Raw genomic sequence first — 13,977 nt, forward strand, 5'->3', positions numbered from 1 at the left:
ATAATAATTAACAAACTTTGATATCTGTTCAAATTTGGTTTTGAAAATAGATATATGCATTTTCTAAAGAAATCTCCTTTTCATCATGATGAATATCAGAGTCTCCAATATATTTAACTTTGATTAAATCATCAGAAATTCGTTTTTCCTCAATAATTTTGTATTCTTTTCTAAATGAAACTAACTCAGTAATAGGTATATTTTTTGTAGAAATAAAAGGCACACTAATATTTATAATTTCTTCAACAGTACCTTGGAATTTTATAGTGTGATCTTTTAATATTAAAATCTCATTACTATATAGTTCGACATCTTCAATGATATGCGTTGATATTAATGTAATTGCATCCAAACTAATTTCAGCAAGATAACTTCTGAATTCGATTCTTTGTTCCGGATCAAGCCCAACTGTTGGTTCATCAATAATGATTAAATCCGGTTTTCCGAGTACTGCTTGAGCAATTCCCAATCTTCTTTTATAACCTCCCGAATATGAGGAAAATCTTTTTTTAATGACATCACGAAGTCCAAATTTTGTAATGACTTCTTCAAGAGCTTGCTTTTTTGAGTTTTTGGGTAATTTTTTCACATCATAAACATAAGATAAAAAATCATATCCGCTGATATTTGGATAAATATCAAAATTTTGTGGTAAATACCCAACTTTATGAATAGGATATTTATCAACATTGACTAAATTAGTATCATTCAATATTATTGTTCCAGAATCTGGATTTTTTAAACCTACAATCACCTTCATTAACGTTGTTTTTCCAGCTCCGTTATTTCCTAATAATGCAATCACACCATTTTGACAAGTAAAAGAAACATTCTCTAATACTTTCTTTTTTCTATATGAGAAATTGATGCCTTCTACTGATAATTGGTTTGACATAATCTATCACCTTTTTTAATTTTTTAATTAAAAAATCGAACGAAAATGGTGTCTCCAGAAACTTTTACTAATGCTGAAGAATCTTCTAATGGCCATATCCCCATTACTACCCTTGAATAATTTTTATCAATAATTTTTTTCTTTACTTCATTAGGTACCTCTTCCCTTGTAGTAATGGACGATAATTGCATTTGAATTATCGATGGTTCATAACCAATAGGTATTACGTACTCAATTTCATTTTCATTCATGACTTTGTATTGTCCAGAAAAAAGAAACAAATCAGAAGCATTACCTCTAATGTTATATTTATCATCCGTTTCTTTAACTACCGCTAGATTGCTAAATATTGTTCCTTTTTTCTCTAATTCAACGTCAAAATAAATCTCTTTATTAGGATAATTAGATGTCTTAGGATACCAATAAAAACTATCTCCAGGTAGATTGACCGATAATGGTGAAACGTAAAATAGATGAAAACCTAAATCGTCAACAATATTTACTTTACCTTGATATGTAATTTTTAATATATGCTGTTGATCTTTTTTAAAGTCTCCTGTAATTTCTAATAAATCGTTTTCACGGGTAAAATCAAATCGAGTATTATCTATTTTGATTTCATTAATATCAAAAACTCGATCTAAAAATAATTGAATCGTATTCGTATCCTCATTAATTTTTATATTTAGTATGCTCTCGTTCGTTAATTTGTTTCCTAAATTTAATTTCATCTTATGGGAGAGAATTTGATATTCGTTTTGTAAAAACTCATTATATTGATGATGAACTTCTTTTTGGATAATGTAGTTATAAACTACAATCACTTGAGACAGTAAGATTATGGAAATTAATCCAACATTTAATAGTTTTTTCTTTTTATTTACTATAATTCTTATCAATAAACCAATTAATAAAATGAATAAAACAACGAATAATTTATCTAATAAATAGGATATATTGAAAAGGACACCAGCCAAATCATTTGTTGAAAAAAATACCTCATCATCATAAATATTAAATAACCTTCCAAATGGTGAAGTTGGATGAATCATATATGGAATTCTAATTAAAAGAATAAATATCAAAATAGAGATTACAATTGCAAAATTATTTTTTACTGTAAGGCCTACACTAATTCCAATTACAGTAAATAGAAAATTTGAAGAATAATAGATAATAAAAAAATGAATGATTCCTAGCCACAAATATTCGTTCATTGTAAAAGAATTTTTTAAAAAAAACATAATAGACACAGGAAATATTACAATTAAAGACATTAATATTAAATTTGCCATGCAGATTTTGCTTATAAATTTCCAAGAATCTTTTTCCAAAAAACTTATAATTTCCAATTGTTTTTGTGTGGTTATAGTAGAGGAAATTAAGAAAAAGAAGTTTAAGGTTATAAAGGTAAAATAACTAAATGTGGTAAATTGAAATATCGAAAAATTCAAAGTTTCACTTATACGTAATGTAAGTAAAATAGCTACTAACATTACAATAAAAAATAGAATATTCTTTATATTTAATTTTAAATAAAAAAAGGTTGATTGGTTTGGTAATAATTTAATATTACTCATATCTTATGGAAGTCCTTTCTACTTACAAGTATGGAGGTCCTTTTTATTTACAAGTGATATGTAAGTTGAATAGAGTAATGATAATTCATAACTCTATTCGCAAGGGTGAGTTAATTTCATAATTCTCACCCCTTGATTTTCAAGGGATTCAAGACAATAAAAAATGGGTACCTCCCCAAATTTCGTTATAATGGTAGGTAACCAAACAAACCATACGAAAGAGGTGAGTACCCTATGACTATTGTAAAACAAATTTCTCTTTTTGACATCCATCAATTATTAGAAATGGAAAGTTCCCATCGTTATGATGCCATTTTTAGTGTGATTGACATTCAACCTATTTTTCAATTGTTTTCTAAAAAGACATTGAAAGGTGCACCACGTGAATTGAATTATGGTGCAATGGTTCAATCGCTGATTATACGTATTGTCGAACGTATTCCAACTATCAAGGATTTAGTCAAACGTTTGGTCCATGATCCTTTATTTCGTTTCGACTGTGGATTCCTTGTGTCTGATGTCGTACCATCTGAAAGCTCTTATTCACGCATGATTCAAGTCATTAGTGAATCAGATGTGCTAGATAAAATGAACGATACACTCATCAAAACAGCGATGTTGGAAGGCTTTCTAAATGATGAACATGTCGCCATCGATGCGAGTCACTTTGAAGCTCGTGATGCTTTCACACCATCAGAAAAGAAAGCACCTAAAACTCCTAAAAAACGTGGTCGTAAAACTAAAGCTGAACGAGCTGTTTGGTTAGCCGAACAAGTAGAGAAAAAAGGAAATCAATCAACCTATGAAAAAGAACTGAAAGAACAGCTGGATATCCCATTAGAAACCCTTTGGAAGGATGTACCGATTGAGCCAAAATGGGGTGTGAAAAAGAATAGTAAAGGAAAAAATACATTCTGGTTTGGTTATAAAGCACATTTAGCTGTTTCGACGAAAAGTCAATATATCATCACTCGTTTGATGTCCTCAGGTAATTTAAGTGATTGTAAAGCTGCGATTCCATTATTGAAAAAACTTCATCACTTAGGAAACGGTCAATTTACAATCGCTATATTTGATGCTGGTTATGATGTTGAACCTATTTACCGTCAAGCCGTATCACAGTCCATGCGAGTCGTGATTCCTTACAACGTTCGCCGAGAAGGAGAATATATAGGATTCGATGAACATTTTCGTCCAACCTGTGTGCGTGAACATAGTTACCAATATGACAGCTTTGACGCTAAGTACAATACATTAAAATTCACACGTCCAAAGGAATGTGCAACTTGCCCATTACGAGAAGACACCCTTTGCCAAAAAGTTTTCAAAATCAAATGTGATATAGATATCCGTAAATTTACCTATCCAGCACGTGGGACAGAACGATGGAAACAGCTTTATCAAGAACGTACAGCAGTCGAACGCGTTAACGCTTATTTAAAGGAATACTTTCAATTAAACAATGTCCGTCATCGTACAGGAAAGAAAGCAAAAATGCATTTCAATCTGGTGACGTTAATTTATAATACCTGCAAACTAGCAGTTGATCGAATCAATGCTTTATTACAGCAACAAAACCAAGTTGCATAATTAAAAAAAAACGAAGTTTTTAGTATAGGGGTACTCTATACTTCAGAAAAACTATGATTTATGAAATTGATTCATTATGATTATCGAGCACGCAAATTTCAGAAAAATGGCACGTCCGCGTTTTTTCTGAAAATTTTTAAAATGCTTAATGGAGGGGAAAAAATGAAAAAGAAGTTTTGGCTCTTATTAGCAGCACTATTCACACTTACTTTAGTGCTAAGTGCCTGCAGCGGCAGCAAAGAAGAAAACAAAAACGAAGGTGAAGGAAAAGAAACTTCTCGTTCAAAAGAACTTAATTTAGTCATCGCTTCTGAGCCGCCTTCCTTACATCCAGGTCTTGCAACAGATTCTACTTCTAGTGCAATTCTAAATAACGTTTTTGAAGGTTTAACAACTCGCAAAGGTTCTGAAGTTGTGAATGCGGCAGCAGAAGACATTTCCATCAGCGATGACCAAATAACTTACACAATCAAATTACGCGATGCAAAATGGTCAAACGGAGATCCTGTAACAGCATATGACTTTGAATACGCTTGGAAGTGGGTATTAAATCCTGAAAACGCTTCCGAATATGCTTCTATGCTTTACCCAATCAAAAACGCAGAAGCTTACAACAAAGGTAAAGCGAAAGTTGAAGATGTTGGTATTAAAGTAGAAGACGATAAAACTATCGTTGTTACATTGGAACAACCAACACCTTATTTCTTAGAAATGTTAGCATTTAAAACATACTTCCCAGTTAATAAAAATGTAGCTGAGAAAAATCCAAAATGGTACACAGAAGCTGGAGAAGATTATGTAACAAACGGTCCATTCTTGCTTGATTCTTGGAATCATAACAAAGATATCACATTGAAGAAAAACCCTACTTACTGGGATGCTGATAATGTAGCACTTGAAAAAGTAAATATTACAATGGTTGAATCTGAACAAACAGCAACAACTATGTTTGATAATGGCGAAATTGACTTCTTAGGTTCTCCATTCCAAACAGTAGCTTTAGATGCAATTGACCAATACAAATCAGAAGGTATTTTAAAAATCAAAGACTATGCAGCCATCTATGTATACAAATTTAATACAACAGATGAAATTCTTAAAAACAAAAATATCCGTCGTGCATTAGCACTTGCAATTGACCGTCAATCATTGATTGACAACATTACAAAAGGTGAACAAAAACCTGCATTAGGTATGGTTCCTGTAGCGATTAAAGGCTTTGAAGAAGATCGCGGCTACTTCAAAGACAATGATGTAGAAGAAGCGAAAAAAGCTCTTGAACAAGGTATGAAAGAGCTAGGAATCAGCAAACCTGAAGATATCAATATCACAATTTCATTTAACACGAGTGAAGCTCACGCAGCAATCGCTCAGTTCATTCAAGAAAATTGGCGTAAAAACTTAGGCATCAATGCAACTCTTGACAACTCTGAATGGCAAGTTTACTTAGACAAATTGTCAAATTTAGATTACCAAGTTGGACGTTTAGGTTGGATTGCAGACTACAACGATGCTTATACATTCCTAGAACAATATGATTCTGCTCAAAACGGTAACAACGATACAGGTTGGGAAAACCCAGAATATACAAGACTATTAAGAGAATCTAACAAAGAAACTGATCCAGAAAAACGTTTAGAATTATTAAAACAAGCAGAAGCGATCATTATTGAAGAAATGCCGGTTGCACCAATTTACTACTACACTAACCTAAGTGTTGCTAAAGACTATGTGAAAAACATGGAGACAGATATTTTAGGTAATATTTACTTAAAATATGTAGATGTTGAATAATAAATTGGTGTAATTAAATTCTAGGTTCATAGTTGTAAGGCTGCTGAAATCGATTGTATTGATTCATAGCAGCCTTTCACTATTTTTTAGGACTATACAGAATTTTTAGATAAAGGAGGGAGCACTTTGCTGAAGTACATTCTCAAAAGAATTGTTCTTATGTTCATTGCGTTATTAATTATCATCACGGCAACCTTTTTCTTGATGAAGGCTGCACCTGGTAATCCTTTTGCAAGTGAAAAGGATTTTCCACCTGAAATTGAAGCAAATTTAAGAGCGAAATATGGATTAGATAATCCTTGGTATATTCAATATAAGGATTATTTACTCAATACGTTGACGTTTGACTTTGGCGAGTCCATGAAATATAAAAACCGCTCCACGAACGATATTATTGCCGATGGGTTCCCGGTTTCGTTATCTCTTGGACTTGAAGCCATGTTTTTAGCGGTTGGAATCGGTGTATTACTTGGCATCATTGCGGCCCTTTACCATAACCGCGTGATTGATTATTTTGCAACGACCATCGCGGTTTTGGGCATTTCAATCCCCTCATTCGTTATGGCCGGATTAATGCAATACTTCATCTCTTTAAAATTGGGCCTATTCCCTGTTGCCGGGTGGAACGGCTTTAAATACTCAGTTCTGCCAGCGTTGGCAATCGCTTTGACACATGCGGGGTATATCGCAAAATTGGTCCGTTCCAGCATGTTGGAACAAAACAACAGTGAATATGTGAAATTAGCCCGTGCCAAAGGGCTTGGCAAATGGACAATCACTTTTAAGCATACTTTGCGTAATGCATTAATGCCGGTTATTACTTATTTAGGGCCTTTAACAGCCGGTGTTGTAACAGGAAGTTTTGTTATAGAGCAAATTTTTGCCATTCCTGGATTAGGTAGACATTTCGTTCAAAGTATCACAAACCGTGATTATACAGTCATTATGGGAACAACCGTATTCTATGCAATTATTTTAATGCTCGCTGTATTAATCGTAGACATCTTATATACTATCATTGACCCGCGCATTAAATTGAAAGGAGGAGCAAAGAAATAATGGTAAAACAGCATGAAACGACCAACAATTTAACTCCTGAAATGTTTACAGTAGTCGGACCGCGGTTGGAAGAAGGCGATAAATTGGCAAAAAAGCCTGTATCTTTCTGGAAAGAAGTATTCCTCCGCTTTAACCAAAATAAATTGGCGGTTACAGGTGTTATCATTTTATTCCTCATTACACTGTTTGCGATATTTGTTCCTGAACTGTCGCAATACAGTTATCGCGATCAATTAGGTGTTTATAATGCAGCTCCTTCAAAGGAACATTGGTTTGGAACAGATGATTTAGGGCGGGATATTTTTGTTCGTGTATGGTTTGGTGCCCGCATTTCATTATTTATCGGTATCACAGCTGCCATTATTGATTTAATCATTGGCGTTTTATGGGGAAGCATTTCTGGACTTATTGGCGGACGTGTAGATGATATTATGATGCGGATTGTCGATATTTTATCTGCCATCCCTTATCTTTTAGTGGTAATCATTTTATTGGTAGTAATGGAACAAGGTCTTTTACCGATGATTATCGCTTTATCGATTACCGGTTGGATCAACATGGCACGGATTGTCCGCGGTGAAGTGTTATCCATTAAAAACCGTGAATTCGTACTAGCATCGAGAACTCTTGGCGCAAGAAATTGGCATTTAATTATCCGCCACATTATCCCAAATGCTTTAGGTGCAATTCTTGTAACGATGACATTAACAATTCCAAGCGCCATCTTCACAGAATCGTTCTTAAGCTTTTTAGGTTTAGGAGTAAACCAACCAGTTGCCAGCTGGGGAACAATGGCATCAGAAGGTATGGGCGGTTTACGTGTAGCCCCTTGGCGTTTATTCTTCCCTGCTTTCTTAATTTCTTTAACGATCTTTGCTTTTAATGCCGTTGGTGATGGTTTGCGCGATGCACTTGATCCAAAATTACGCAAATAGAAAGGGGTGGAAGCATGAATAAACCATTACTCGAAGTCAAAAATTTAAAAATCAACTTCAAAACATACGCAGGGCTTGTTCAAGCAGTACGTGGCGTTGATTTTACATTATATGAAGGGGAAACTTTGGCAATTGTTGGCGAATCCGGTTCGGGTAAAAGTGTGACAACCAATGCCATTATGAAATTGATTCCGCAGCCACCAGGAATATATGCGGATGGTCAAATCTTATTGGAAGGAAAAGATTTAATTCCCCTTTCCGATAAAGAAATGTCCAAAATTCGTGGCAATGAGATTGCGATGATTTTCCAAGATCCAATGACTGCTTTAAACCCAACTATCCGTGTTGGAAAACAAATTATGGAAGTAATTTTAAAACATAAAAAAGTTTCAAAGCAAGAAGCAAAAGAAAGAGCAATTGAATTGCTTCGCCAAGTCGGCATTCCAATGCCAGAAAAACGGTTCAGCCAATATCCACATGAATTTAGTGGCGGTATGAGACAGCGTGTTGTTATCGCCATTGCGCTTGCGGCTGATCCGAAATTATTGATTGCCGATGAACCGACAACAGCCCTTGACGTGACGATTCAAGCGCAAATATTGGAATTATTAAAGGAACTTCAAAAAAAACATAAAACATCTATTATTTTTATTACCCATGATTTAGGGGTTGTAGCAAATGTCGCCGATCGGGTGGCGGTTATGTATGCAGGACAAATTGTGGAATACGGAACGGTCAACGATATTTTCTACAATCCAAAACATCCATACACTTGGGGACTTCTTGGCTCCATGCCTGATCTAAATAACAAAAGTGATGAAAGATTGTATGCGATTCCAGGTTCTCCACCGGATTTGACTAATCCGCCAAAAGGTGATGCCTTTGCACCTCGGAACAAATATGCATTGGCCATCGATTTTGAAAAAGAACCTCCAATGTTTAAAGTATCCGATACACATTATGCTAAAACATGGCTATTGCATGAATATGCACCGAAAATCGACATTCCTGAGCCAATCGTAAGAAGAATGGAAAGATATAAGAAGGAGGCTGGATTAGGTGAATAAAGAGAATAAAATTTTGGAAGTAAAAAACTTAACTCAATATTTCGGCTCTCCTTCCAATCCAATAAAAGCTGTTGACGGCATTAGTTTTCATATTTTTGAAGGTGAAACATTAGGCCTCGTTGGTGAATCTGGCTGCGGTAAATCCACTACAGGCCGCTCCATTATCGGACTCTATAACATTACTGGCGGCGAAGTGATTTTCAAAGGAAAAAATGTTCATCAAATCAAATCGAAAAAAGAACAAAAGCAATTAAAACGGGAAATACAAATGATTTTCCAAGACCCATATGCTTCACTGAACCCGCGGATGACAGCTGGTGAAATCATCAGCGAAGGATTTGATATCCACGGCCTATATAAAAACAAAGCAGAACGTCAAGAAAAGATTATTTCTTTATTGGAAGCAGTTGGCTTAAATCGTGAACATATGACACGATATCCACATGAATTTTCCGGTGGCCAAAGACAACGAATCGGAATTGCTAGAGCGTTAAGTTTAGATCCAAGCTTCATTATCGCCGATGAGCCGATTTCCGCTCTCGACGTTTCCATTCAAGCGCAAGTAGTCAATTTGCTAAAAGATCTGCAAAAGGAACGAAATTTGACTTATTTATTTATTGCCCATGATTTATCGATGGTTAAATATATCAGCGATCGGATTGCGGTTATGTATCGGGGAAAAATTATGGAGTTGGGCGATGCAGACGAAATTTACAACAACCCAATTCATCCGTATACAAAATCTTTATTATCCGCTGTTCCTCTTCCAGATCCGATTTTGGAAAGAAAACGGAAACGAATTCCTTATGTCCATGAAGAAACACCGGATACAGCTAAAATGCATGAGCCATTGCCAAATCATTTTGTTTACGGTACGGATGAACAAGTCAATAAATGGGTAAAACAAGCAAAGCTGTAGGGCTTAGTGTAAAAAAGGCTTAAGGGGCCCTAAATCCCCTTAGGCCTTTTTTTGTTTTTTGGGGAGTACTTGACGGAAAGAAGAGGCTAATGAAAATCTTTTATTTATTTTCCGCTCTAAGAGGCTTGGCATTCGGCATCCGAATGATTAAATAAGAAGGAATATTAGTAAAAATGTTGAAAGTAATATAAAATGTCGTTTATTTCAAGCTAATAAAGGGAGAGTCATATGAGGAATAAAATCATTATGTTGATTTCTGTACTATTGTTAATGACTCTTGTCGGCTGTAAAAATTTTGATGAAAACAAAAAGTTAGAGGCAAGCCCTACTTTTACATTACCCGTGACTTTTCATGACGGAATAAAGGGTGAGTATGTATTGATTGGGAAAGAAGGTAAGATGGGAATTTTGGTCGGTTCGGGTAACGAAGGTGAAGCAGTCGCAACAAAGTTTATTGCGAATCAACCGGATAAATATATGTGGCATTTCTGGGGAGAGGAAGATAAAATCAGCGGTGATTTTAAAGTAGTTGGTGTTGATGAAGACGGAAAAGAACATCCTGTTTTGTTATTTGGCAATGATGCAGTATGGCAATATTCTGATGTTTCCATTAGCCCACATAACGGTGCAGATTCCCATATTCCATCTAATATGATGTTCCCTTCAAGTGATATATTTTAATGATCAATTTTTTGAGGAACTCGTTATTAATGTTGAAGAAAGTTAGAATGATAATTTTAGCTTAATATTTTAATTCATCAATACAAGCAGGCAGATTTATACTAAACTTTTGTAGAAAAAAATCTGCCTGTTGTTTTAACAGTCTATACGAAATTTATTTATGGTGGCGGTGGAAGTCCTCCGTATTTCGAATAAAGTAGTAACAGCCATGATTTCAATTAGTTTAGCATATTCTAAAAATCATTAACCATTTCAAAAATACTAACAGGAACAAGAATAAATTTCAAAAACTGTGATATCACTTCAGCAATTAATTTTAAATTATCCTAGCAATGTTACTCTTCCCTTTCCATTTATTCCAAAGGATCTATAACTATTACTATTTAAAGACGCACCTCTCTCACGTACAATTTCACGAGCTGGAATAGCTAAAACTTTTAATTTTTCCCCTTTCAATACAAAAAGTACAGGTTTATTCCATTCAAGATGTTTTCTTTGTAGGACATTTTCATGATAAAATTTATGCGACTTACCCTCTTCATCAAAAATATATCCATATCTTTTTTCCCTATTTATATATGTGACAATCCCTAATTTTGGGATTTCATTATCGTTTAATTTTATACGTAAACTCATAATCGATTATCAATTCTTCTACTCCAAAATCGAACTGCTTCTTTATTTTTGGCATATCGCTGCTCTTTTGTTAGGATTTTTTTTCTTTTGTCTTTCTTATTCTTATTTTTTTCATAATTACCACCCCAAATAACTAACTTTTATATTTTTACTAAACTTTTTTATAGATCTTAGATTTTAAGTATATTTTAGCCTTTTTCATTATTATAAACTTCAATGTTTATTAGAAATTAAAATAATTTTACAAATTCACTTGAGATCAGGAAATTATTATTACAAATTATTTTGATTAGAACAATAATAAGTCCAATGATACTTCTCAAATCGAGTAGGAGGGGGTGACTAACCCCCGACCTCTCACACCACCGTACGTACCGTTCGGTATACGGCGGTTCAATTAAGTATGACGTAGTGCTTGATATCTTTCGAATAGACTTCTTAACCCTCGACGCTTCCAATAGGAGTTGTCGAGGGTTTTGTGTAGAATGGGACTGCAGGCAATCCGCCAATATTTCTTGCGTGTATTGCCCCATTCGAATGCTTTATGGCTTGGAACCCCTAATCCTCTGAGTTTCCGAATTCTTGTTTTCGGGGTTTTCCATTCTTTCCATAAACACATCCGAAGCCTTCGTCTAATCCATTCATCAAATTCTTTGAACTTACTTGGTGTTTCTGCCAAGGCAAAATATCCGCACCATCCCATTAAATACTTGTTCAGTTCCTCAATCCTTTTCTCCATTGGATACGGTTTCGACCTTTCCCACATTTTATATTTATTATGCTCATCTTATGGGCGCTTTAATGTGTAAACTTTACAGGTATAATAGCAGCCATTACTCCGCACAAATAAACATAAGCCTCTCGTAAAGTGAGAGGCTTTTAATGATTAATGAGACATAATCACTAACAGGATAATGAATAAAATCGCAAAGAGATAAAGTAATGGATGAACCTCTTTACCCTTACCTTTCAGTAACTTAAATAATGGGTAAGAAATAAACCCGAATGCAATACCATCTGAAATACTGGACGTTAATGGCATGATTAAAATTACTAAAAATGCTGGAAATGCTTCTTCTACTTTATCCCATTCGATATGGCGGACAACACCAATCATTAAACTACCCACGATAATTAAGGCAGGAGAAGTAATAGCAGGTACACTTGCTAATGTAGCTGCTAATGGCGAGAAGAATAAGGTAATGACAAATAGCCCTGCAACTACTAACGACGTTAATCCAGTACGTCCACCTACTGCTACACCAGAAGAAGATTCGATATAGGCTGTTGATGGACTTGTACCAAACATTGAACCGATGATCGTTGCCATCGAATCACCAAGGAAAGCTTGACGTGCTCGTGGCAACTTATCATCTTTTAAAATACCCGCTTGTTTCGCAACGCCAATCATCGTACCTGTCGTGTCAAACAATGTAACTAAAATAAATGAAAATACTGTCCCATATAAACCATATTTAATGACATCGCCAAAGGCTTCAATTGGATTCCATACTAAAATCCCTTCTGGTAATGATGGCATTGAAATAACACCATTGAATGTTAAATTGCCAGTTAATGCTGCAAGGATTGCTGTCACAATCATACCCCAGAAAATTGCACCGAATACACGGTACATCATGAAGATAGCCGTAACAAGAACCCCTACAATTGTTAACCAAACCATAGGGCTTGATAAATCTCCTAATCGGACTAATGTCGCTTCGTCATCTGTCACGATGCCTGCTGATCGCATACCAATGAAAGCGATGAATAAACCGATACCAGCAGTAATAGCTAATTTTAAATTATTCGGTATGGCTTTAACGAGCATTTGTCGTAAAGGCGTTAAGCTAATAATAAAGAAAATAATACCCGCTACAAATACAGCAGAAAATGCTGTCATATAGTCAATTTCGCCTTTAGAAGCTTGGACAACCGAGAACGTAAAGAATGCATTTAACCCCATACCTGGAGCCATTGCAATTGGATAATTGGCAAATAACGCCAACCATAATGTACCAAATACCGCTGCAATAATTGTCGCTGTGAATACTTGTTCACTAGGCACACCAGAAATCGCTAGAATCGAAGGGTTAACGATGACAATATATACCATTGTTAAGTAAGTGGTTAAACCTGCAAAAATTTCAGTTTTTACAGTTGTCTTATTTTCTTGTAGTCGAAACAAAATGTTCAGCCCCCTAAATACGAACATTTAAAACAACAGAATTAATAATATTCGGTCTTTAACTTAAATGCAAGTGTTTTTTACGGGAATTTTCTCTGTGTATCAAAATTTTAAAAATAGAGAAAATTAAGAATAAAGAATTCTTTCCTCTTACAAAAAGACTTAGTGGCAACAACTATTTTCTCCTTATAATGATGAAATATTAGTCGGTTTGAAGCTTCTGGTGTTAAATGAGGGATTTCACTAGTATGGAACATTTTTTCGAGTTAGAGGTTAATATGTTCTTTTTTTTACAAGGGTCTTAGAAAAAACTTTAACTAAAATTAGATTATCTCTCAAAAAATCTTCTATTAATAAGTTCTTAAACATACAAAAAGACCGTCAAAGTGACGATCTTATAGTATTATTTAGAACGGACGCTAGATAACACCAACCATCACGAAGCGTATGGATATATGTAATATCAGCTACCCATTTTTCGTTGATTGTTGTTGTAGTGAAATCTTGATTTAATACATTTACCGAAAAAATTGAATTAAAAGAAGGAATAAAAAATTGGTGCTGGTTTATCGCCAACACCCATTTTCTTCTTTCTATTTATTTATTACTAAAATCTATCTCATAATACCTTTG

General features: G+C 34.6%; 11 protein-coding genes and 2 pseudogenes. 7 read left to right on the top strand and 6 right to left on the bottom strand.

Annotated elements, in window-relative coordinates; all coding sequences use genetic code 11:
• Positions 1 to 28 precede the first annotated feature (28 nt).
• Together NST98_RS07740 and NST98_RS07745 are read right to left on the bottom strand one after the other, a co-directional pair.
• Positions 29 to 895, bottom strand: coding sequence for an ATP-binding cassette domain-containing protein (locus tag NST98_RS07740; protein WP_096551793.1), 867 nt, complete (start codon positions 893 to 895; stop codon positions 29 to 31).
• Between the two features lie 23 nt (positions 896 to 918).
• Positions 919 to 2,190, bottom strand: coding sequence for a hypothetical protein (locus NST98_RS07745; RefSeq protein ID WP_340714834.1), 1,272 nt, complete (start codon positions 2,188 to 2,190; stop codon positions 919 to 921).
• A 519-nt stretch (positions 2,191 to 2,709) separates the two neighbouring features.
• Between NST98_RS07745 and NST98_RS07750 the strand changes: the two genes are divergently transcribed.
• From NST98_RS07750 to NST98_RS07780, 7 genes are all read left to right on the top strand, one after another.
• Positions 2,710 to 4,065 (top strand): transposase, encoded by a 1,356-nt coding sequence (locus tag NST98_RS07750; RefSeq protein ID WP_340714835.1) that lies wholly within the window; start codon positions 2,710 to 2,712, stop codon positions 4,063 to 4,065.
• Positions 4,066 to 4,227: 162 nt separating this feature from the next.
• Positions 4,228 to 5,859: a peptide ABC transporter substrate-binding protein gene (locus NST98_RS07755; protein ID WP_340714836.1), complete on the top strand. Its 1,632-nt coding sequence runs from the start codon at positions 4,228 to 4,230 to the stop codon at positions 5,857 to 5,859.
• Positions 5,860 to 5,985: 126 nt separating this feature from the next.
• Positions 5,986 to 6,918 (top strand): ABC transporter permease, encoded by a 933-nt coding sequence (locus NST98_RS07760; RefSeq protein WP_096551801.1) that lies wholly within the window; start codon positions 5,986 to 5,988, stop codon positions 6,916 to 6,918.
• 41 nt (positions 6,919 to 6,959) lie between these two features.
• Positions 6,960 to 7,853, top strand: a complete 894-nt coding sequence (locus NST98_RS07765; RefSeq protein ID WP_172597922.1) for an ABC transporter permease — start codon at positions 6,960 to 6,962, stop codon at positions 7,851 to 7,853.
• A 14-nt stretch (positions 7,854 to 7,867) separates the two neighbouring features.
• Positions 7,868 to 8,920 (top strand): ABC transporter ATP-binding protein, encoded by a 1,053-nt coding sequence (locus NST98_RS07770; RefSeq protein ID WP_096551805.1) that lies wholly within the window; start codon positions 7,868 to 7,870, stop codon positions 8,918 to 8,920.
• Positions 8,913 to 9,839 carry an ABC transporter ATP-binding protein gene (locus NST98_RS07775; protein WP_096551806.1) on the top strand — a complete coding sequence of 309 codons (927 nt, stop codon included), beginning with the start codon at positions 8,913 to 8,915 and terminating at the stop codon, positions 9,837 to 9,839. The genes NST98_RS07770 and NST98_RS07775 overlap by 8 nt, the downstream gene beginning before the upstream one ends.
• A gap of 246 nt (positions 9,840 to 10,085) precedes the next feature.
• The gene (locus tag NST98_RS07780; protein ID WP_340714837.1) at positions 10,086 to 10,520 is read left to right on the top strand and encodes a hypothetical protein; all 435 of its coding nucleotides are present in this window, start codon (positions 10,086 to 10,088) and stop codon (positions 10,518 to 10,520) included.
• A gap of 321 nt (positions 10,521 to 10,841) precedes the next feature.
• Here NST98_RS07780 and NST98_RS07785 read toward each other — a convergent pair whose 3' ends face one another.
• The 4 genes and pseudogenes from NST98_RS07785 to NST98_RS07800 form a co-directional block, all read right to left on the bottom strand.
• Positions 10,842 to 11,156: a hypothetical protein gene (locus NST98_RS07785; protein ID WP_340714838.1), complete on the bottom strand. Its 315-nt coding sequence runs from the start codon at positions 11,154 to 11,156 to the stop codon at positions 10,842 to 10,844.
• 397 nt (positions 11,157 to 11,553) lie between these two features.
• A pseudogene (locus NST98_RS07790) lies at positions 11,554 to 11,913 on the bottom strand (group II intron maturase-specific domain-containing protein); the annotation flags it as partial.
• A 129-nt stretch (positions 11,914 to 12,042) separates the two neighbouring features.
• Complete coding sequence (locus NST98_RS07795) at positions 12,043 to 13,344, bottom strand: NCS2 family permease (protein ID WP_340714839.1); 1,302 nt, start codon at positions 13,342 to 13,344, stop codon at positions 12,043 to 12,045.
• 405 nt (positions 13,345 to 13,749) lie between these two features.
• Positions 13,750 to 13,866, bottom strand: a pseudogene (locus NST98_RS07800) (IS3-like element ISBce13 family transposase); the annotation flags it as partial.
• Positions 13,867 to 13,977 lie beyond the last annotated feature (111 nt).

Source organism: Ureibacillus sp. FSL W8-0352 (genome assembly GCF_038004345.1).
In the GTDB taxonomy this organism is placed as follows: Bacteria; Bacillota; Bacilli; order Bacillales_A; family Planococcaceae; genus Ureibacillus; species Ureibacillus thermosphaericus.

Excerpts from the sequence above, each read along its gene's own strand:
- NST98_RS07740 (WP_096551793.1), bottom strand. The coding sequence starts at position 895 with ATGTCAAACCAATTATCAGTAGAAGGCATCAATTTCTCATATAGAAAA.
- NST98_RS07745 (WP_340714834.1), bottom strand. The coding sequence starts at position 2,190 with ATGGCAAATTTAATATTAATGTCTTTAATTGTAATATTTCCTGTGTCT.
- NST98_RS07755 (WP_340714836.1), top strand. The coding sequence starts at position 4,228 with ATGAAAAAGAAGTTTTGGCTCTTATTAGCAGCACTATTCACACTTACT.
- NST98_RS07765 (WP_172597922.1), top strand. The coding sequence starts at position 6,960 with ATGTTTACAGTAGTCGGACCGCGGTTGGAAGAAGGCGATAAATTGGCA.
- NST98_RS07785 (WP_340714838.1), bottom strand. The coding sequence starts at position 11,156 with ATGAGTTTACGTATAAAATTAAACGATAATGAAATCCCAAAATTAGGG.
- NST98_RS07770 (WP_096551805.1), top strand. The coding sequence starts at position 7,868 with ATGAATAAACCATTACTCGAAGTCAAAAATTTAAAAATCAACTTCAAA.
- NST98_RS07750 (WP_340714835.1), top strand. The coding sequence starts at position 2,710 with ATGACTATTGTAAAACAAATTTCTCTTTTTGACATCCATCAATTATTA.
- NST98_RS07780 (WP_340714837.1), top strand. The coding sequence starts at position 10,086 with ATGTTGATTTCTGTACTATTGTTAATGACTCTTGTCGGCTGTAAAAAT.